The sequence below is a fragment of the Leifsonia sp. NPDC080035 genome, assembly GCF_040050925.1.
Lineage (GTDB): Bacteria > Actinomycetota > Actinomycetes > Actinomycetales > Microbacteriaceae > Leifsonia.
In genome coordinates this window covers 1,212,680-1,231,005 of sequence record NZ_CP157390.1, presented here as the reverse complement: position 1 = coordinate 1,231,005, position 18,326 = coordinate 1,212,680, and the positions used below count along the sequence as shown (strand labels likewise).

Below are 18,326 nucleotides of genomic sequence, written 5' to 3'. Positions count from 1 at the left end.
CACCGGGTGGTGCGCACAGGGGTCAGAGCCGCGTCGTCGCGGCTCCCGCGGGGTGCTCGCTCTCCCGGCCGTCACGGTCCACGAACGTGAACGGCACGGGTGAGACGATCTCGACCCGGTCGCCGTCCACGGCGACGCGTAACGGGCCGAACGGGGTGGCCGCGGCGCCGGACGCCCGGGTGAGGCGTCCGGGTCGCGGGGCGATCCGCATCCGCGTGCAGCCGGGCTCGAGGGGCCGGATGCCGAGGGTGAAGACGATCAGGTCGCGGGCGGGGGTTGCGCTCCAGCCGTGGCAGTACGATCCGCCCTCCCAGCACTCACGGAAGGCGGTGGGTGCGCCCTCCAGCAGTGCGTCCCAGTCGAGCAGGAGGTCGGGGATCCGGTCGCTCTCGCCGAGCAGGTCGAGCGCCTCGTGCACGATCGCCCGGAAGAACGGCTGCGCGCCGACGGTGAGCCGTTCGGTGTCCCAGTCGGGAGCCTCGCGCACCGAGACCGGAGTGCCGGCCACAGGGCCGAGCGCGTCCGCGCCGTGGTCGGCGAGCGGGCTGCGGGTGAAGACGGTGGCACGGTCCAGGAGCAGCCGGCGCACCGCGTCCCTCCGGTGCTCGGGGACGATGCCCGCGCAGATCGCCGCCGCCGCGGTGTGCTCGCTCACCGATCGCCCGCGCTCGCCGTCGGCGATGGTGTCCCGGTAGGCGCCGCGCTGCTCGTCCCAGAACGCGTCGAAGCCGGCCGCGATGGCGGCGTGCCGCTCCCGGGCCCAGGTCGCGCGCCCCGCGTCGCCGAGCGCGTCGGAGAGCTCGGCGACGTCGAGGAAGGCGCGGGCGAGGAGCGCGTTCAGGGCGGCACTGCGGCCGGCGACCTGCACCGGTGACCAGTCGATGAGCACCCAGCCGGGCACATCGGCGACCAGCCCGTCGGCTGCGGCGAAGCGATCGAACCAGCGCAGCACGTTCTCGGCCACGGGCATCAGCTCGGCCACGGCGGCGCGGTCCCCGGTGTAGAGGTGCAGGCGCTGCAGCTGGCGGATCCAGTGCAGCGACCAGTCCGGGATGGTGGGCACGGCCGGGGTGGCGAAGTCGCCGGCGGCGACCATCGGCAGGATGCCGTCCTGGCGCGGCTGGGCGAGGAGCCGGGGGCTGAAGCGCGGGAGGCTCCAGTCGAGGTTGGCGGCGAAGTCGACCGACTGGTGGATGACGGAGTCGCCCGTCCAGGCGCGCTGCTCCCGGGTCGGGCAGTCCACGTACGCGTCGTGGGAGCTCAGGTCCGCCGTGCGCAGCGCCACGTCGTAGATGCGGTCAAGTCGGGCGTCGTCGGAGCGGAACGGGTCGACGGCCTCGCGGGGGCGGAGCCGTTCGAGCACGGCGACCTCGTCCAGCCGCCAGCCGGTTCCCGCGTCGACGAGGAGCGCCAGCCAGCGTCCGCCGAGCCGCTCGGAGGACCTGTACCGGTCGTCGTGCCCGCGGCAGATGTAGCCGAGCACGGCGGCGGAGTCGAGCGCGGCGGACGTGGGCGCCTCCAGGAACGACGCCGCGACGGTGGTCCCGGCGGGGGCGTCGAACCGCAGCTCGAGCCTGCCGCTGACGATCCGGCCGAAGTCGACGACGAGCAGGCGTCGCCCGGAGGGGATCTCGACCGGTTGGATGAGGTCGCCTGGCTCGCCCTCCGGGACGGACGGTGGCGTTGTGAGCAGGGCGGAGAGGAGGCTCCGGGCGGTGCCGAGCGCGGATCCGTCCCACGCCGTCGGGCCGCCGTCGGCGACCGCGATGGCCGCGGGGACGCAGCGGTCGCCGGTCAGCGCAGGGACCGGGCTGCGCCGCGGCGCGCCCCACGGCTCGCCGCCCGGTGTCGTGCGGCCGGTCGGCCCGACGATGGAGTGCTCGCGCAGCACCGTCGCCGGAGCCCAGCCGCTGTCGTCGTAGCCGAGTTGCGCCCAGTCCGGGTCGAGCAGGCGCGCGTCCAGCAGCTCCTCCGGCTGGGTGACCAGGAATCCGGCCGGTGGGGCGGGCGTCCACGCGTCGGCCGCCTGCACACGCCAGTCCGCGTCCGTGCCGAGGACGCGATCGTCCACCGCCACCTCCACGGCCAGGGAGCCGCCGCCGAGCGTGAAGCTGGTCGGCGACGGCTCCCACCAGGGGGAGGGGTGGCCGCGGTACCGCCCGATCACCGCGACCACGTTCGTGCCGGCGACGAGTGCGCCGTCCAGCCGGTATTCGTCGAAGTCGATCCGCCGCGGCGCGTGCCGGATCGGACCGGAGCCGAGTTCGCGTCCGTTCACGAACAGCCGGTAGTCCGAGTCCGCCGTGATGCGCAGCCGCGCGGTTCGCGGGGCGGCGTCGAGGCGGAGCGTGCGGCGGAACAGCACCCGGGTGTCGAAGCGCGCGGGGTCCGCCGCGCCGTAGGGGTGCTCGCGGCTGGGGCCGGCCAGGGCGGGGCGGTCGGACCAGATCCAGTTCCCGGTCCATGCGTCCGGCCAGGGCGTCGTTGACATGTAGCTATTTTTACCGAGTGGTAAGTCAAATGCAAGCGGGCACAATGGAGGGATGACGGAGAGCACCCAGAAGGCGGACGCATCGCGCCGCGGCCGGCACCGCGGAACCGAACGCGGGGACTCGCGGCGCGAGGAGCTGGTGCACGTCGCCAGCGAGCTCTTCGCGGAGAACGGCTACCGCGACACGAGCATCGCCGACATCGCCGCGCGCGTCGGCGTCACCCAGCAGGCCCTGCTCTACTACTTCGGCAGCAAGCAGGCGCTCCTGGACGCGGTGATCGACGACCGGGACGGGGCCGCGGTCGCGTTCGCCGAGGAGCTCGCCGCGATCGGCGGCGTCGACGCGATCCGCGCGCTGCCGGCCTCCGCGCGCCGCAACGTCGCCGACCCCAATCTCGTCCGCCTCTTCGCCGTCCTCGTCGCCGAGAACCTGCCGCGCGACGCCGTCGCCCACGACCACTTCGTCGCGCGGTACCGGCGGCTGCGCCGCATCGTCGCGGGTCTCATCGCGGACGGTCAGCGCGACGGCGTGTTCGACCCCGGCATCGACCCGGCCCTCAAGGCGGCGGAGGTGGTGGCCGTGATCGACGGGCTCAACACCCAGTGGCTGCTCGACCCCGACGATGTGGACATCGTCGCGGTGACGGAGCAGTTCGCGGAGGGCCTTGTCGCCTCGCTCGGGCCCTCGTCCTGAGCCCGGTCACCCCGCGCCGAGCGCCGTCACCAGCTCTCCCACCACCACGGCCGCCAGGCAGAGGTAGACGATCCCGGCCATGAGGCTGAGCGTCCTGGCGGCAGAGGAGGTCGGCGCGAGACGGCGCTGCAGGGTGCCGGCGAGCAGGCCGACCGCCGTGTCCACCACATAGCCGATCACCATGAAGCACACCCCGAGCACGATGAACTGCGCGGCGCTGGAGGTGGCCGAGCCGAGGAACTGCGGCAGGAACGCAAGGAAGAACAGCGCCATCTTCGGGTTGGTGAGATTGACGACGAGCCCCTGGCGGAACCACGCGCCCTCCCGCGCGCCGGCCCCGAAGGACGCCCCGCGCCGCGCGTCGCGGAACGCCCCGACGGCCAGCCAAGCGAGGTAGGCGACCCCGACCAGCCGCAGGGCGTTCAGCGTCCACGGGTACTGCCGCACGAGCGCGCCGGTGCCGGCGGCGACGGCGACGGAGTAGACGAGGACGCCGAGGGCTACGCCAGCGGACGCGCGCAGGGCAGCTCCGCGACCTCCGCTGATGCCCACCGCGAGCATGTACGCCATGTCGGTGCCGGGCGCGACACAGATCAGCACGCTGGCGAGGAGGAAGAGCGGGAGGACGGCGAGGTCGATCATCGCGGGAGGCCGCCGCCGGCGACGGGATTGCGGTGGCGGTGCCGGTCGACGCGCGCCCGGTTGCCGCATCCGGGGCTGCACCACCGCTGGTTGCGCCGCGAGCGGTGGAAGACCTGGCCGCACCCCGGCGCCTCGCACACGGCGATCGCCGCCAGATCCTCGCGGGCGAGGAGGTCGACGGTCGCCGCGGCGAGCACGCCGAGCAGCGACGCGAAACCGGAGCCGGCGGCCAGGCGGCTCCTGCCGGGCGCGGACGTCAGCAGGCGCGTGACGCCGGCCGTGCGCACGCGGGCGTTGACCAGCTCCACGTCGCCGGGAGGGAGTGGCTGCTGCAGGGCGGCGCAGCGCAGGAGGCGGCTCGTGGCGTCGCGCTGCTCCAGCACCAGCTCCAGGTCGATGGCGTCGCCGTCCAGGGCGGGCAGCCACGCGGGCTCGGCCGCGATCCACTCGCGGAACTCGCCGACCGTGCCGATGAGCTCCTCGCGCCGGCCGTCCAGGCCGATCGTGGTGTTGGCGAAGTCGACGGCCAGGTGGTCGCCCAGCCAGGTCCAGCGCGCGCGTGTCGTCACGTCGACATCATGACCCTGTCATGGGATGTTGCGCAAAAACCATTACACACCCTCGTGTTAGCGTGTGGCCTGTTTGCCGACCCCGGGGAGGAATGCGTGACGGAGACGACGCTGCCGGTGCTCGAGTACCTCCGGCGACAGCTGGCGGGGACCCTGCGACCGGGGGACACCACCCACCTGCGCTACCCGACCGCCATCTCGCGCCTCCTGGGCCTCGAGGTCGTCGACGTGGACGAGCGATTCGCCGTGGTGCGGATCGCAGCCGACATCGAGCTGCACGGCAACCAGCAGGGCACGGTGCACGGCGGCCTGCTGTGCGAACTCGCCGACGCCGCGATCGGGACGGCGCACTCCACCGTCATCGCGCCGGGCGAGTCGTTCACCAGCATCGACCTGAGCGCGCGCTTCGTGCGGCCGGCCTGGTCGGGGCCGCTGACCGCGACCGCCCGCTGCACGCATCCGGGTCGCACCGTGAGCCAGTATCAGTGCGAGATCGTGCGTGAGGATGGCAAGGTCGTCGCGGTCGTCGGCAGCGCGGTCATGACCCTGCGCGGGGAGGCCGCGGCGGGGCGGTGACCGGCCGGCCGGCGGGTGGCGTCTCCCCGTGCGGGAGAGGCGCGGCGCCGATCGCGCCGAGGAGCGCGTCGATCGCCGGCTCGAATGCCGCTCGCGACGGTGTCGAGAACCCGACGACGAGCGCCGGCGGCCGCGTGAGGCTGCGGGTGTAGCGCTGCAGCGCGTGCGTGACGAGGCCGCCGGCCCTGACCACGCCGTCCTGGTCGGCGGTCGGCCCGAGACCGTCGCGCAGAGGGATGACGGCCTGCAGACCGGCCGGGATGCCGGGGAGGGCCAGACCGACGGCCGCGGCGGCGTCCTGCAGATACTCTCGGCGGCGCGCGTACTCGCGGCGCTGCCGACGGATGTGGCGCTCGATGTCGCCGGAGCCGATCAGCTCGGCGAGCGCGAGCTGGTCCAGGAGCGGCACACCGCCGGTGAGGGCGAGCGTCGCGTGCCGCACGGGCGCGACGAGCTCGTGCGGCACGACCAGCCAGCCCAGCCGGAGGCGGGTGTCGAGCGTCTTGCTCGCGCTGCCCACGTAGACGACGCGTTCGGGGTCGGCGCGCTGGAGCGCGGCGACCGGCCGCCGGTCGAAGCGGAACTCGCCGTCGTAGTCGTCCTCCACGATCAGACCACTGGCGCGGCGGGCCCACTGCACGGCGTCGCGCCTGCGCTGCGCGTCGAGGGCGCCGCCGAGCGGGAACTGGTGCGCAGGGGTGAGCACCGCGACGTCCATCGTGAGGTCGAGCGCGTCGGTCCGGGCGCCGCGCGCATCCACCGGCAGGTCGGTCACGCGCCAGCCGAGCGCCCGCCACGCGGTGTCGGAGCCGGGCAGCGCCGGATCCTCGATCGCCACGTGCCCCGCGCCGCGCTTTCGGAGCGACATCGCCAGGACGGCGACGGCGGAGCGGTACCCGGAGGTCACCACGATCGAGTCAGGGGCGGCCTGCACGCCGCGGGCTCTGGCCAGGTAGGCGGCCAGCTCGGAGCGCAGGCGCGCGCTGCCCGCTCCGTCGTCGTCCGGCTCGGCCGGGAGGCCGGCCACGGCTCTGCGCATCGCGGCGGCCCAGCGGGTCGCAGGGAACGACCCGGACTCCGGGCGGCCGGGTCGCAGGTCGAGGCGCGGCGGCGGCGCGGGAACCGTCGGGACGGGGACGACGCCCGCTCCCGCCTCGCGGGCGACGAAGACACCGGAGCGCGGCCGCGCCTCCAGTAGACCCTCCGCGACCAGGTCGTCGACGGCCGAGACGACGGTCCCGCGGGCGACGCCGAGGTCCTCCGCCAGATCGCGTGCGGACGGCAGCCGGGCGCCGACGGCGAGCGACCCCGTCTCCACCGCCCGCCGGATCGCCTCCTCCACGCCACGCCGTTTCGGCAGCGCAGGATCGAGCGTGAGCACCGTGTCCACTGGACCACTGTATTGCGCGCCCACTGGCCCTGTCTTCTGGTCCAGGAGGTTTCTAGCCTGGAGGCGGACACCACAGAAGGAGAGAGATGAAGATCTTCGTTGCGGGCGCCTCCGGTGTGCTCGGTCGTGCGTTCACCCGGCGCGCCCTGGAAGACGGGCACCGGCTCGTGGGGATGACGCGCTCGGCGCGGGGCGCCGAGATCGTCTCGTCGTCGGGCGCGATGCCCGTCGTCGCGGACGCGTACGACGCGGCCGCCGTGGCCGGTGCGATCGCCGAGGCCCGCCCCGACGCCGTCGTGCACCTGCTCACCGACCTCGCCGGCGGCGACCCGGCGAGCAACTCCCGGCTGCGCGAGGCCGGCACACGGAACCTCGTCGATGCCGCGATCGCGGCCGGTGTGCAGCGGATGGTGGCGGAGAGCATCTCGTGGGTGTACCCCTCCGGCACGCGCCCGGCGACCGAGGACGACCCCCTGGACATCGAGGCGCCCGAGCCGCGGCGCACGACCATCCGGGGCGTCGTCGCACTGGAGGAGGCGGTGCGGCGGATGCCGATCGGCGTCGTCCTGCGGTTCGGGCAGCTCTACGGCCCGGGGACGTGGTTCGCCCGCGACGGCCGCACGGCCGACGCCGCCCGCGAGGGGCGACTCCCCGCCACCGAGACGGTGGGGTCGTTCGTCCATGTGGAGGACGCCGCGGCCGTGGCCCTCCGGGCACTCGCCTGGGAGGCCGGGACATGGAACGTCGTCGACGACGAGCCCGCGCCGGGAACCGCGTGGGTGCCCGTCTTCGCCCGCGCGCTCGGAGCGCCGGAAACCGCCGTCACCACGACCGGCGACATCGGGCGGCCCGTCAGCAACGCGCGCATGCGGGAGGCCGGCGTCCGCCTGCTGCAGCCGAGCTGGCGCGATCGGCTCGGGCAGGAGTGAGACCGCCGCTGCGGCCGGGGACGTGGCGCGGCGGGGTCGTCACCCTCGCCGGCGTCCTCCCCGTCAGCCTCCTGCTGAACCTCGTCCTCGCGCCGCTCGCCGACCGGCTGCTTCCGCATCCGGTCACGGTGTGCGTCAACGCCATCCTGCTGGTCGCGGTGCTCAACTGGCTGCTGCTGCCGCTGCTGCACTGGACGACGAGGGGTTGGGCGCTTCCCGCCTGTCCCGGCCGCCCCCGGGGCGAGCCGCCGAGCTGACCGGCAGCGGCGCGGCGAAGAACTCCCGCTCGTGCACGGCGGACCGGCGGAACGCGTCGAGCATCGCCCCGCGCGTCCGTTCGTCAGCCGCCGCCGCGGCCTGCGTGACGATCCTGACCGCCTGCCGTGTCGCCTCGGCGAACGCCGGGTCCGCGTACGCGTCCAGCCACGACCGGTAGGGATGCTGCGGGTGGGACTGCGCCTGCAGCCGCTCCCCGAGGTCCCGGTACAGCCAGAAGCACGGCAGCAGCGCGGCGACCAGCACCCGGTAGTCGCCGCGCGCGGCGGCGGCCAGGTGGTGGTTCACGTACGCGGTCGTGACCGGGCCTGGGGCGGTGCCCGCGAGAGTCTCCCCACCGATCCAGCTCTCGTGCAGCCGGAGCTCCTCGGCGATCGCGTTCTGTGCCGATCCGGCCCAGAACGCCTGCTCCGCCGACGTCGGCGCGAGCCGCGCAGCCTCGGCCAGGGCGCGGGCGAAGTCGCGCAGGTAGAGGGCATCCTGCGCGAGGTACCAGCGGAATGCGTCCCGACTCACCGTGCCGTCGCCGAGCCGCCGCACGAACGGCAGGGCGTCGATCTCGGCGCGGACGTCGGCGATGTCCGCCCACCACAGCGCCTCCAGCCCAGCGGGGTCGGGGACGGTCGTCCCGCCGCGGGCCCAGAGGCCGGCGAAGTGGCTGACCGGCCCGTGGCCCGCGCCCACCCCCAGTTCGGCCCCGTGCTGGATGCTCTCCGCGAGCCAGCGCTTCGACTCCGCGGTGGCGCGCGTCCAGTCCCCGGTCGCTGCGACGCGGGTCGCGAGCGCCGATGACAGCGAGCATCCCGTCCCGTGCGTGTTGTTCGTGTGGATGCGGGCACCGGGGAACGCCGTCACGGTCGGGCCGGAGACGCCTTCTGGCTCCACCAGCGCGTCGATGAGTGCCTCGCCGTCCAGGTGGCCGCCCTTCGCCAGGACACGCACGCTGTGCTCGGCGGCGACGCGTCGGGCCTGGGCGAGGACCTCGTCCCATGTCGTCGCCGCCGGCTCGCCCGCGAGGATGGCCAGCTCCGGCACGTTCGGGGTCACCACGTCCGCGCGCGAGACCAGGGCTCGCAGCGCCTCCTCGGCGTCCGGCTCAAGCAGCCGGTCGCCGCTCGTCGCGACCATCACCGGGTCCAGCACCACGATCGGCGGCCGGACGCGGTCCAGCCACCGGGCCACGACCCGGATCACCTCGGCGGTGGCGAGCATGCCGATCTTGACGGCGTCGATCTCGACGTCGTCGGAGACCGCGTCCAGCTGCTGCTCCAGGAACGCCACGGGCGGCACGTGCACGGATCGCACGCCCTGCGTGTTCTGCGCGACGAGCGCGGTGACGACGGCCATGCCGTAGCCGCCGTTGGCCGCGATGCTCTTGAGGTCGGCCTGGGTGCCGGCCCCGCCCGTCGGGTCGGTTCCGGCGATGCTGAGCACCCGCGGCACCGCCCGTCCCTGCCGGATCACGAGGCGTCCCAGAGAGTGCGCAGCTCCCGCGCTGCTCGACCCGGGTCGTCTGCGGCGCAGATCGCCGAGACGACCGCGGCCCCGGCGGCGCCGGCGCGGCGCAGCGCGGGGAGGTCGGCGGCCGTCACCCCGCCGATCGCGACCGCGGGCAGCGGGCTCGCGGCCACCAGCCGGGCGAACGCGGCGTGGCCGAGCGCGGGAGGGGCGTCCCGCTTCGTGGAGGTCGTGTGCAGCGCGCCGATGCCGACGTAGTCGACGACCCCGGTCACGGCCGCCGCGGTAAGCTCCGCCGGCGTCGAGGCGCTCAGCCCGAGCACCGCGTCCGGCCCGATCAGCGCGCGCACCGCCCCGGGCGGGAGGTCGGACTGCCCGATGTGCACACCGGTGACGCGGGCGCCCGCGGCCCGTGCGGCGAGGAAGACGTCGACGCGGTCGTTGACGATGACGGCGACGTCGCGGGGGAGCACCGCGGAGATCCGCTGCACCGTGTCGAGGAACCCGCGCGCCGTCGCGTCCTTCTCACGGATCTGCACGGCCGTCACGCCGGAAGCCGCCGAACGGACGACATCCACGACGTCGTGCCCGGCTCGGGCGGCCGCGCCGGAATCGGTCACGAGGTACACGGAGAGATCGGCGTTCACGCGATCACCGCCCGTGCGCGCAGCGTGTCGGCGTCGAGCCCGGCGAGCGCGTCCAGGAACGCCACCGCGAAGCTGCCCGGCCCCGCGCTGCGCTCCGCCGCGCGCTCGGCGGCGACGTTGTAGACCGTGATCGCGGCGATGGTGGCCGCCAGCCGGTCCTCGGCGACCCCGGCGAAGGCGGCCATCACCGCGCCCAGGGCGCACCCGGCACCGGTCACCTTCGTCAGCAGCTCGTGCCCGTTGCCCAGCCGGACGACCCGCTCGCCGTCGGTCACCGCATCGATACGACCGGAGACCGCGACGACGCCTCCGCTCGCCCGTGCGACGCGCTGGCCCGCGGCGACCGCGTCGTCAACGGCGTCCGCGGCATCCACGCCCCGGCCTCCGGCGCCGGAGCCGTCCAGCGCCAGGATCTCGGACGCGTTCCCGCGCACCACGTCCGGTCGCAGCGCGCGCAGGTCGCCGGCGAGGCGGGTGCGCACGGGTAGCACGCCGATCGCGACGGGATCCAGCACCCACGGCGTCCCAGCGGCGCCGGCCGCGCGCGCGGCCTCGAGCATCGCCTCGCGCTGCTCGGCGGCCGGTGTGCCCAGGTTGATCAGCACCCCGGACGCGACGGCGGCGAACGGCCCCGCCTCTCCGGGGATGTCGACCATGGCGGGTGCCGCGCCGAGGGCGAGCAGCACGTTCGCGGTGAAGTTGGTGGTCACCGCGTTGGTCAGGCACTGCACCAGCGGCCCGGCGGCTCTCACCGCCTGCCACGTCTCGATGGTGGTGTCGGTCAGGTTTTCCGGCGTGCGCGTCATGCGCGACATCCCTTCGCTAGTACGAGCTAGATCAGGTTCGACGGGTGTGATCTCAGCCCCGCAGGGCACCCCGTGTCACGTGTGGACTCCACCCTACGCGGTGGACTCCTCGTGGTCGGCCCCCGCGCGCTCCTCGAGCGCGGCGATGACGCCGATCATGTCGAGTCCGCCGAGGCCTGCTGCCTCCGCCTCCTCGTAGAGCTCCCTGCTGGCCCGGATGAGCGGATGCGCCGAGCGGGCGGCGCGGGCGGCGTCCTCGGCCAGCCGGGCGTTCTTCAGCACATCCGCGATCGCGGCCTGCGCGGACAGGTCCCCGTCGATGAGCTTGTCGGCCTTGCCGCGGGACACGACGGAGGACATCGGGCCCGCGCTCAGCACCTCGCGGAGCACCTCGGTGTCTGCGCCGCTGCGCCCGGCGAAGTGGAAGGTCTCGGCCAGCCCCGTCACCATCGTGATGAGGAACGTGTTCACGGCCAGCTTCATCGCCAGGGCGCTCGGCACGGGTCCGCAGCGGAACGACTGCGCGCACATCGTCGCGACCACCGGCTCCGCGTGCGCCACCGCATCCGAGTCGCCCGCCAGCATGGCGACCAGCGTGGCGTCGGTCGCGGGTCCGCGTGAGCCGGACACCGGCGCCTCGACGTACCGGCCTCCCGCCGCCGCGATCTCCGCCGCGAGCGCGGTAGAGAACGCCGTCGTGAAGGTGCCCATCTGCACCACCGTCCGGTCGGCGACCAGCGCGGTGAAGGCCGGCGTACCCCGCGCGAGCACCGCATCCACGGCCGGTTCGTCGCGCAGCATCAGGATCACCGTCTCGGCGGCCTCGAACACACCGGCGACGTCGTCGGCGGCCCGGGCGCCGGCCGACACCAGCTCGTCCACCGGCGCTGCGGAGCGCGCCCACACCACGACGTCGAACTCGGCTCGCACCAGGTTCGTCGCCATCGGGACCCCCATGATCCCGAGGCCGATGAAGCCGACCGTCCGAGCGCTCATCGGCCGCCCTCCGGCTCTGTGGCCGGCAGCCCGAGCGCGCTCAGGGCGGCGCGCGCGTGCGCCGCGGCGGCGGGCGCATCCGGAGCGGGCCGCAGGCCGAGCAGGCGCTGGCGGTGCGGCTCGCCGAGGAGCAGCGCGAACAGCGCCTCCGCACGGTCGGCCTCGCCGTCAGGCAGCCGCGAACGCAGGGCCGCGATGTAGCTGAGCGGGCCGTCGTCGTAGAAGCGGACGGCGAGGTCGGGGAATCGATGGGACTCGCCGATCGCGAGCCGGTGCAGGCCGATGGCGTCGTCGGAGTGCAGGGTGAGCACGATCGCCCGCGCGAGTTCCTCCAGGCCGGCTGTCGGAGACAGGCGCAGCGCACGCCCGCGGAGGCGTTCGACGGCGGCCAGGAAGACCTCGGTGCGGTCGCCGATCCGGCTGTAGATCGTGCGCTTCGCCACGTGCGCCGCGGCGGCGATCCGGTCGAGCGTGACCGGCTCGAAGCCGTCCCGGACGAAGAGCCGGACGGCCGCATCCAGGATGTCGTCGCGCCGCCCTTCCCGCTCGGCCGCCGGGGGTCGTCCGCGCCTGCGCTCGGGGGCGTCGGCGGTGGGCGCCTCGTGCATCGGCTTTCCTCCTCGTCTCGTCGTCTCGACATCAAGCCTATAATGAAACGGTTTTCGTTTCATTCTTTTGCGCGGGCGACCCCCGCGCGACGAGGAGAATCCCGATGCCAACACCACGCAAGGCGCGCCAGGCGGCCGAACCCGCCGCTCCCTCCCCCTCCGAGGACGACCTGCGCGCGTTCTACCGGCAGATGCTGCTGATCCGGCGGTTCGAAGAGCGCGCGGCCCGCGCGTACACCGAGGCGAAGATCGGCGGCTACTGCCACCTGAACCTCGGCGAGGAGGCGACCGTCGTCGGCCTGATGAGCGCCCTCGAACCGTCGGACTACCTGTACGCCAACTACCGCGAGCACGGCTATGCGCTCGCCAGGGGGATCTCGCCGGAGCGTGCGATGGCCGAGCTGTACGGCCGGACCGACGGCGTCTCCCGCGGCTGGGGAGGCTCGATGCACATGTTCGACCCCGGTGTCCGCTTCATGGGCGGGTACGGCATCGTCGGCGGCCAAGTGCCGCTGGCGACCGGCACCGCTCTCGCGATCGACTACCGGGGCGGCACCGAGGCGGTGATGTGCCTGATGGGCGACGGGACGACCAACATCGGCGCCTTCCACGAGTCGCTCAACATCGCCGCGCTGTGGCACCTGCCGATCGTGTACGTGGTCAACAACAACGGCCTCGGCATGGGGACCACCGTCGAGCAGTCCTCCGCCGAGCCCGAGCTGCACCGCAGGGCGGCGTCGTACCGGATGCCGTCCGCGCGCGTCGACGGAAGCGACCCTGTCGCCGTGCGCGAGGCCGCGCGGGTCGCCCTCGCGGCAGCGCGGGCGGGGACGCCGTACCTCCTGGAGACGCTGACCGGGCGGATGAAGGGCCATTCCGTCGTCGACCCTGCCCGGTACCGCACCCCGGAGGAGAGCGAAGCAGCCAGGGCAGCGGACCCCGTCGCCGCGTTCGCGGACCGCCTGCGCGAGCTCGGCGCGCTCACCGACGAGCAGGTCGGCGGCATCGAGAGCGAGGTCGCCGCCGAGGTCGCCGCCGCCGCGGCGTTCGCCGACGCCAGCCCGCAACCGGAGGTCTCCACCCTGTTCGACTACACCTACGCCACCGCGGTGCCCAATGACTCGCGGCGGCTGCCGGGGGAGGCGCTGTTTCCGGCCGCGCCCCGGCCCGCCGACCGCTCCGCCGACCGTGCGGAGGTCGCCGCGTGAGCATCGTCAGCTACCGCCAGGCCCTCCACGACGCGCTCCGCAGCGAGATGCTACGGGACGAGGATGTCCTGCTGATCGGCGAGGAGATCGGGGTGTTCGAGGGCTCCTACAAGATCACGGCCGGCCTGCTCGCCGAATTCGGGCCGAAGCGCGTGCGGGACACCCCGATCGCGGAGGAGGGTTTCACGGGGGCGGCGATCGGCGCAGCGATGGTGGGCCTGCGTCCCGTCGTCGAGATCATGACCATCAACTTCTCGCTGCTCGCGCTCGACCAGATCGTCAACCACGCAGCGAAGATCTACGGCATGTTCGGCGGCCAGGCGCGGGTGCCGCTCGTCATCCGGACGCCGGGAGGAGGCGGCCAGCAGCTCGGCGCCACCCACTCCCAGAACATCGAGCTCTACTACGCGTTCGTGCCGGGGATGAAGGTCGTCGCCCCGGCCACGCCGGCGGACGCGAAGGCGCTCATGCTGGCCGCGATCCGCGACGACGACCCCGTCCTCGTCCTCGAGAACCTCGCCCTCTACAACTCCACGGGCGAGGTGCCCGACGACATCGCCCCCGCGGAGATCGGTCGTGCCGCGGTCACCCGGGAGGGGTCCGACATCACGGTCGTCGCCTATTCGCGGATGGCGGTGGTCGCCCTCCAGGCAGCGGAGGTGCTCGCCGCCGAGGGCGTGGACGTGGAGGTCGTCGACCTGCGCAGCCTGCGCCCTCTGGACAGGGACACCATCGTCGCGTCCGTGAGGAAGACGAACTGCGCCGTCACCCTCGAGGACGACTGGCTCACCTACGGCATCGGCGCCGAGATAGCCGCGACGATCAGCGACGGCGCCTTCGACTGGCTGGACGCCCCCGTGCGCCGCGTGGCGATGGCCGAGGTGCCGATGCCGTACGCGAAGTCGCTGGAGGACGCCGCGCTGCCCTCCGTCGACGACGCGGTCGCCGCCATCCGCGAAACCCTGGACGCCGTCGCCCGGCGCCGCTGACCCCGCTGACCCCGAAGGAACACTATGATCGACATCCTCATGCCGCGCCTGTCCGACACCATGACGGAGGGCGCCATCGCGCTCTGGCGCAAGCAGCCGGGCGACCCGGTCGCGCCGGGGGACGTCCTCGTCGAGATCGAGACAGACAAGGCGCTGATGGAGCAGGAGGCGTACGACGCCGGGGTGCTCGCGGAGATCCTCGTCCCGGAGGGCGAGAACGTCGCCATCGGCACCCCGATCGCGCGCCTGGACGACGGCGTCGAGCATCCGGAGACGGAGGCCGTTCCTCCCGCGCCGGAGCCGCGTGCCGCCGACGATCGGCGCCGGCTGGCGACGCCGGTGGTCCGGCGGATCGCCAAGGAGCGCGGCATCGACCTCGCCACGATCGCAGGATCCGGCCCCGGCGGCCGGATCGTTCGCGCGGACCTCCCCGAGGCGGAGGCCGCCGCAGCGCCCCGTCCGTCTGCCGGGGAGCCGCGGACGCGCGCGGACGCATCGACAACGGCGCCGACCGCGCCGGCGCCGGCGCCCGCACCCGCCCCGTCCGCCACCGACGACGTCACCCGCGTCCCGTTCGACGGCATCCGCCGCGCGATCGCCGCCCGGCTCACCGAGAGCGCCACGACCGTCCCCGCCTTCACCGCGACCGCCTCCGCCGACGTCACCGAGCTGCTCGCCCTGCGCGTCCGCCTGAACGACGCCGCCCGCCCGGGCGTGAAGATCTCCGTCAACGACCTCGTGGTCAAGGCCGTCGCCCTCACCCTCCGCGAGCACCCCGCCCTCAACGCCTCGTACGCGCCCGACGGCGGCGGCCAGACCCTGCTGCACGGCCGAGTGGATGTCGGCGTCGCCGTGGACGCGCCGAGCGGCCTGGTCGTCCCGGTCGTCCGCGCCGCCGACACGTCGAGCCTCTCGGCCATCGCGGGGCAGACCCGCGCCCTCGCCCAGCGCGCTGCCGACCGCGCCCTCACCGCCGACGAAATGAGCGGAGGCACCTTCACCGTGAGCAACCTGGGGATGTACGGCGTGGAGCAGTTCACCGCCATCATCAACCCGCCCCAGGGTGCGATCCTGGCGGTCGGGAGTGCTCACGAAACCCTGACCCTCACCGACGGCGAGGTCACCGCCCGTCGCCGCCTCCGCTACACCCTCACGTGCGACCACCGCATCATCGACGGCGCCGCCGCCGGTCGCTTCCTTGCCACCTTGACCGAACTGCTGCAGTCCCCGCTGGCGCTGCTCGCGTGACGGCCCGCTACGGCAGCGACGCGAGGAACGAGTCCAGGACGGGCCAGGTCGCTTCGGGGTTCTCGAGCTGGGGAAGGTGGCCCGCCGCGGGGATCTCGGCGAACCGTGCCCCGGGGATCGCCCGGGCGAGCGCCTGTCCGTAGCCCGGGGTGACGATCCTGTCGCTTTCGCCCCACACCGCCAGTGTCGGGACGCTCAGGGCGGTGAGCCGCCCCAGCAGTGCCGGATCGGCCATCCCGGAACCGGCGATGACCGCCATCGTCCTGCCGTTGCCGAGCTGGACGGCGCGCTGCTCGTCGGTGAGGCCCGCGGGGTCGACGTACCCGCGCTCCGGGTCGTGCCAGGCGCGCTCGGCGAGGCCGCGGGCGTCGAGGGCGAAGAAATCGGCGATGGGCTCGCCCTCGATCACCGCGCCGACGCCGTCGATCACGACGACGGCGGCCAGGAGCTCCGAGGACCGGTGGTCGGTCGCCGCCTGCAGAGCCATCTCGAGGGCGATCCAGCCGCCGAGGGAGGAGCCGACGATGACGACGTCGGACTCGCCGCGGTCCACGAGGAGCCGGAGGTAGCCGGCGGCGAGGTCTGCGACCGAGGCGATGGTCTCCGGGAGCGTCGTCCCGTCCCAGCCGGGATGCGTCGGTGCGAGCACGTGCATGGACGGGGTCAGGTGCGCGACGAGAGGCGCCATCGTGCGCGGACCTCCGCCCCCGTGCAGCAGGAGGGCGGTGCGCGAGGAGGAGTCGCCGACATCGGTCAGCGGCAGGTGGGCGGGAAGGCGGGTGGTCATGCGAACTCCCTGTATCAACATGTTTATCTACGAATATTGATACGGTAGCACCATGACCGTGGATCTCGAAGCGCTCGGGCTGGCGATCAAGCGGGCGCAGTACCGCAACCACCGCGCCATGGACGCCCGCCTCCGCCCGGTGGGCGTCAGCCTCGTCCAATGGGATGCGCTCCGCGCTATCGCACGCATGCCGGCAGCGTCGGGCCACGACCTGGCCGCTGCGACCTTCCAGAGCGACCAGGCCTTCGGCACGCTGGCGAACCGACTGGTGGAGCGCGGGCTGATCGTGCGCTCCGCCGGCCGCGGGCGCCGGATCGAGCACGAGCTCACCGACGCCGGGCGCGCCGCGCTGGAGGACGGCCGCGCCGTCGCCTCCGGCACGCTGGACGAGCTCTTCGCGCCGCTCGACGAGGAGCGGCGCCGCGCGTTGGCGGACGCCCTCGACATCCTCCTCGGCGACCACGTCGTTCCGTAGGGCTCCGGGCATTCGACGCGGCTCCCCAGTCGCCCGCCGTCACATCGGCGGCCGCAGCGCTGTCTTGGCTGGCGAACGAATGAGTCGATCGCCACGCAGGCGCGGCACCAACGAGAAGGGCAGACGATGAACGACCTCAACGAGCGCAGCGCAATGGAGTACGCGGATGCGGCGGGTTACCCGGACGGGCTCGGGTTCCTGGACGAAGGGACCGCTCGCCTCGTCGATGAGGTGACGACGGGCGGGGCGCGCGACCTGGACCTTCCGTCCACCGACGCGGATGAGGAGGTCGCCGTACTGCACCGCGTCGACGAGCAGCGCTTCGTCGCCGTGCTGGGCGACCGCGAGATCGCCACCATCGCCTACCACGACGAGGGTGGGCGCTACGTCATCTACCACACCTACGTCGAACCGGCCTTCCGAGGCCGGGGGGTCGCGGCCGACTTCATCGCCGACGTCCTGGACGATATCCGCGAGATCGGAAGGCCGATCACACCGGTCTGTCCGGTCGTCGCCGCCTTCATCGCGTCCGATCCGCGGTACGCGGACCTCGTCCGGTAGGTCGCGAAGCCGTCCTGACGCATCGCGTTTCGGCGCGGAAACGGCGGCCTCGCGTGTCAGGAGCGAGGCCGCCGTCGGCGCGACCGGACGGTCGCGTCAGTTCGCCGCGCGGGGTGCCGGCGGCGGGTTGTCCGGCAGCCAGTCCGCGAACCGCGTCTCGGCGATCGTCGCGTCCGGGCCCGGGAGCAGCATGTCGTCGGTGAGCCGCTGCCCGAAGTAGAGCGCGTCGGGGTCGGCGACGACGGTTCGCGGGTCGCCGCGGAACGCCAGGCCGGTGCGGATCAGGTCGTCGAGCCCGAACTGCTCGGGACCGGCGACCTCGAGGGTCGCGTTCAGCGGCTCGTGCGCGGTCACCCGCGCGACGGCCGTCGCGACATCCTCGGCGGCCATCGGGCGGATCTGCGCGTGCGAAAGGTGCACCTCGTCGCCGACCGTCCCGGAGGCCGCGATGCTCGTCACGAACTCGAAGAACTGGGTCGCGTGGACGAGGGAGTACGGGATCCCGCTGCCGGCGATCAGCTTCTCCTGGGCGACCTTGGCTCGCATGTAGCCGCTGTCGGTCATCCGCTCGGACCCCACGACGGACAGGGCGACGTAGTGGCCGACGCCCGCCTTCTTCGCCGCGGCGATGATGTTCGTGGTCGCGGTGGTGAAGAACGCCATCACATCGTCGTCGGCGAACGACGGCGAGTTCGAGACGTCCAGCACCGTGGACGCGCCGGCGAGCGCGGCGTCCAGGCCCTCGCCGGTGATGGTGTCGACCCCCGAGTTCGGTGACGCGGCGACGGCGTCGTGCCCGTGCTCGATCAGCCTGCTGACGACTTTGGAACCGATCAAGCCGGTGCCCCCGATGACGACGATTCTGGACATGCTGACTTCTCCTTCTCTGGTGTGCGCGGACTGCGCGTACGGAAGCTCTGACCGGCGCGGTCGGCGATTCGTGACAGCGCGGTCACAAATCGCCGCGCAGAACGGT

20 protein-coding genes and 1 riboswitch are annotated in these 18,326 nt (G+C 73.6%); of the genes, 9 read left to right on the top strand and 11 right to left on the bottom strand.

The genetic code is table 11. The features are described from left to right. Positions 1-22 precede the first annotated feature (22 nt). The gene (locus tag AAME72_RS05955; protein ID WP_348789321.1) at positions 23-2,491 is read right to left on the bottom strand and encodes a hypothetical protein; all 2,469 of its coding nucleotides are present in this window, start codon (positions 2,489-2,491) and stop codon (positions 23-25) included. Between the two features lie 52 nt (positions 2,492-2,543). Between AAME72_RS05955 and AAME72_RS05950 the strand changes: the two genes are divergently transcribed. Next, positions 2,544-3,185, top strand: coding sequence for a TetR/AcrR family transcriptional regulator (locus tag AAME72_RS05950; RefSeq protein WP_348789320.1), 642 nt, complete (start codon positions 2,544-2,546; stop codon positions 3,183-3,185). A gap of 6 nt (positions 3,186-3,191) precedes the next feature. On the opposite strand, the gene AAME72_RS05945 is transcribed toward AAME72_RS05950, so the two are convergent. Together AAME72_RS05945 and AAME72_RS05940 are read right to left on the bottom strand one after the other, a co-directional pair. Beyond that, entirely contained in the window at positions 3,192-3,827 is a 636-nt protein-coding gene (locus AAME72_RS05945) for a LysE family translocator (protein WP_348789319.1), read from the bottom strand. Further along, positions 3,824-4,396 (bottom strand): ABATE domain-containing protein, encoded by a 573-nt coding sequence (locus AAME72_RS05940; RefSeq protein ID WP_348789318.1) that lies wholly within the window; start codon positions 4,394-4,396, stop codon positions 3,824-3,826. Before AAME72_RS05940 ends, AAME72_RS05945 begins: the two co-directional genes overlap by 4 nt. 96 nt (positions 4,397-4,492) lie before the next feature. Here AAME72_RS05940 and AAME72_RS05935 point away from each other — a divergent pair, with 96 nt between their 5' ends. Next, the gene (locus AAME72_RS05935) at positions 4,493-4,972 is read left to right on the top strand and encodes a PaaI family thioesterase (protein WP_348789317.1); all 480 of its coding nucleotides are present in this window, start codon (positions 4,493-4,495) and stop codon (positions 4,970-4,972) included. Here AAME72_RS05935 and AAME72_RS05930 read toward each other — a convergent pair. Then, the gene (locus tag AAME72_RS05930; protein WP_348789316.1) at positions 4,935-6,362 is read right to left on the bottom strand and encodes a PLP-dependent aminotransferase family protein; all 1,428 of its coding nucleotides are present in this window, start codon (positions 6,360-6,362) and stop codon (positions 4,935-4,937) included. The genes AAME72_RS05935 and AAME72_RS05930 overlap by 38 nt on opposite strands. An 86-nt stretch (positions 6,363-6,448) precedes the next feature. Between AAME72_RS05930 and AAME72_RS05925 the strand changes: the two genes are divergently transcribed. Then, positions 6,449-7,291: an NAD(P)-dependent oxidoreductase gene (locus AAME72_RS05925; protein ID WP_348789315.1), complete on the top strand. Its 843-nt coding sequence runs from the start codon at positions 6,449-6,451 to the stop codon at positions 7,289-7,291. Beyond that, positions 7,288-7,548, top strand: a complete 261-nt coding sequence (locus AAME72_RS05920) for a hypothetical protein (protein WP_348789314.1) — start codon at positions 7,288-7,290, stop codon at positions 7,546-7,548. Before AAME72_RS05925 ends, AAME72_RS05920 begins: the two co-directional genes overlap by 4 nt. On the opposite strand, the gene AAME72_RS05915 is transcribed toward AAME72_RS05920, so the two are convergent. From AAME72_RS05915 to AAME72_RS05895, 5 genes are all read right to left on the bottom strand, one after another. Beyond that, complete coding sequence (locus AAME72_RS05915; RefSeq protein WP_348789313.1) at positions 7,454-9,031, bottom strand: bifunctional hydroxymethylpyrimidine kinase/phosphomethylpyrimidine kinase; 1,578 nt, start codon at positions 9,029-9,031, stop codon at positions 7,454-7,456. The genes AAME72_RS05920 and AAME72_RS05915 overlap by 95 nt on opposite strands. After that, positions 9,028-9,672, bottom strand: a complete 645-nt coding sequence (gene thiE / locus AAME72_RS05910; RefSeq protein ID WP_348789312.1) for a thiamine phosphate synthase — start codon at positions 9,670-9,672, stop codon at positions 9,028-9,030. Before thiE ends, AAME72_RS05915 begins: the two co-directional genes overlap by 4 nt. Then, entirely contained in the window at positions 9,669-10,478 is an 810-nt protein-coding gene (gene thiM, locus AAME72_RS05905) for a hydroxyethylthiazole kinase (protein WP_348789311.1), read from the bottom strand. The genes thiE and thiM overlap by 4 nt, the downstream gene beginning before the upstream one ends. Further along, a riboswitch (TPP riboswitch) is annotated at positions 10,470-10,561 on the bottom strand. Its footprint overlaps the gene before it by 9 nt. Positions 10,562-10,571: 10 nt before the next feature. After that, the gene (locus AAME72_RS05900) at positions 10,572-11,474 is read right to left on the bottom strand and encodes an NAD(P)-dependent oxidoreductase (protein ID WP_348789310.1); all 903 of its coding nucleotides are present in this window, start codon (positions 11,472-11,474) and stop codon (positions 10,572-10,574) included. Next, positions 11,471-12,082, bottom strand: a complete 612-nt coding sequence (locus tag AAME72_RS05895) for a TetR/AcrR family transcriptional regulator (protein ID WP_348789309.1) — start codon at positions 12,080-12,082, stop codon at positions 11,471-11,473. Before AAME72_RS05895 ends, AAME72_RS05900 begins: the two co-directional genes overlap by 4 nt. A gap of 104 nt (positions 12,083-12,186) precedes the next feature. On the opposite strand from AAME72_RS05895, the gene pdhA reads away from it, so the two are divergent. Genes pdhA through AAME72_RS05880 form a run of 3 tightly spaced genes read left to right on the top strand, consistent with a single transcriptional unit; the run spans position 12,187 to position 15,527 of the window. Then, positions 12,187-13,290 carry a pyruvate dehydrogenase (acetyl-transferring) E1 component subunit alpha gene (gene pdhA / locus AAME72_RS05890; RefSeq protein WP_348789308.1) on the top strand — a complete coding sequence of 368 codons (1,104 nt, stop codon included), beginning with the start codon at positions 12,187-12,189 and terminating at the stop codon, positions 13,288-13,290. After that, positions 13,287-14,279 carry an alpha-ketoacid dehydrogenase subunit beta gene (locus tag AAME72_RS05885; protein WP_348789307.1) on the top strand — a complete coding sequence of 331 codons (993 nt, stop codon included), beginning with the start codon at positions 13,287-13,289 and terminating at the stop codon, positions 14,277-14,279. Before pdhA ends, AAME72_RS05885 begins: the two co-directional genes overlap by 4 nt. Before the next feature lie 24 nt (positions 14,280-14,303). After that, on the top strand, positions 14,304-15,527 hold the full coding sequence (locus tag AAME72_RS05880) for a dihydrolipoamide acetyltransferase family protein (protein ID WP_348789306.1): 1,224 nt from the start codon (positions 14,304-14,306) through the stop codon (positions 15,525-15,527). 7 nt (positions 15,528-15,534) lie between these two features. Here the strand turns inward: AAME72_RS05880 and AAME72_RS05875 are convergent, their stop codons facing one another. Next, positions 15,535-16,314, bottom strand: coding sequence for an alpha/beta fold hydrolase (locus AAME72_RS05875; RefSeq protein WP_348789305.1), 780 nt, complete (start codon positions 16,312-16,314; stop codon positions 15,535-15,537). Between the two features lie 52 nt (positions 16,315-16,366). Between AAME72_RS05875 and AAME72_RS05870 the strand changes: the two genes are divergently transcribed. Continuing rightward, complete coding sequence (locus AAME72_RS05870) at positions 16,367-16,789, top strand: MarR family transcriptional regulator (RefSeq protein WP_348789304.1); 423 nt, start codon at positions 16,367-16,369, stop codon at positions 16,787-16,789. A 126-nt stretch (positions 16,790-16,915) separates the two neighbouring features. Next, positions 16,916-17,350, top strand: a complete 435-nt coding sequence (locus AAME72_RS05865) for a GNAT family N-acetyltransferase (RefSeq protein WP_348789303.1) — start codon at positions 16,916-16,918, stop codon at positions 17,348-17,350. A 96-nt stretch (positions 17,351-17,446) separates the two neighbouring features. Here the strand turns inward: AAME72_RS05865 and AAME72_RS05860 are convergent, their stop codons facing one another. Beyond that, complete coding sequence (locus AAME72_RS05860) at positions 17,447-18,220, bottom strand: NmrA family NAD(P)-binding protein (RefSeq protein WP_348789302.1); 774 nt, start codon at positions 18,218-18,220, stop codon at positions 17,447-17,449. Positions 18,221-18,326: the final 106 nt, after the last annotated feature.

Excerpts from the sequence above, each read along its gene's own strand:
- AAME72_RS05955 (WP_348789321.1), bottom strand. The coding sequence starts at position 2,491 with ATGTCAACGACGCCCTGGCCGGACGCATGGACCGGGAACTGGATCTGG.
- AAME72_RS05950 (WP_348789320.1), top strand. The coding sequence starts at position 2,544 with ATGACGGAGAGCACCCAGAAGGCGGACGCATCGCGCCGCGGCCGGCAC.
- AAME72_RS05945 (WP_348789319.1), bottom strand. The coding sequence starts at position 3,827 with ATGATCGACCTCGCCGTCCTCCCGCTCTTCCTCCTCGCCAGCGTGCTG.
- AAME72_RS05925 (WP_348789315.1), top strand. The coding sequence starts at position 6,449 with ATGAAGATCTTCGTTGCGGGCGCCTCCGGTGTGCTCGGTCGTGCGTTC.
- thiM (WP_348789311.1), bottom strand. The coding sequence starts at position 10,478 with ATGACGCGCACGCCGGAAAACCTGACCGACACCACCATCGAGACGTGG.
- AAME72_RS05900 (WP_348789310.1), bottom strand. The coding sequence starts at position 11,474 with ATGAGCGCTCGGACGGTCGGCTTCATCGGCCTCGGGATCATGGGGGTC.
- AAME72_RS05895 (WP_348789309.1), bottom strand. The coding sequence starts at position 12,082 with ATGCACGAGGCGCCCACCGCCGACGCCCCCGAGCGCAGGCGCGGACGA.
- pdhA (WP_348789308.1), top strand. The coding sequence starts at position 12,187 with ATGCCAACACCACGCAAGGCGCGCCAGGCGGCCGAACCCGCCGCTCCC.
- AAME72_RS05880 (WP_348789306.1), top strand. The coding sequence starts at position 14,304 with ATGATCGACATCCTCATGCCGCGCCTGTCCGACACCATGACGGAGGGC.
- AAME72_RS05875 (WP_348789305.1), bottom strand. The coding sequence starts at position 16,314 with ATGACCACCCGCCTTCCCGCCCACCTGCCGCTGACCGATGTCGGCGAC.
- AAME72_RS05870 (WP_348789304.1), top strand. The coding sequence starts at position 16,367 with ATGACCGTGGATCTCGAAGCGCTCGGGCTGGCGATCAAGCGGGCGCAG.
- AAME72_RS05865 (WP_348789303.1), top strand. The coding sequence starts at position 16,916 with ATGAACGACCTCAACGAGCGCAGCGCAATGGAGTACGCGGATGCGGCG.
- AAME72_RS05860 (WP_348789302.1), bottom strand. The coding sequence starts at position 18,220 with ATGTCCAGAATCGTCGTCATCGGGGGCACCGGCTTGATCGGTTCCAAA.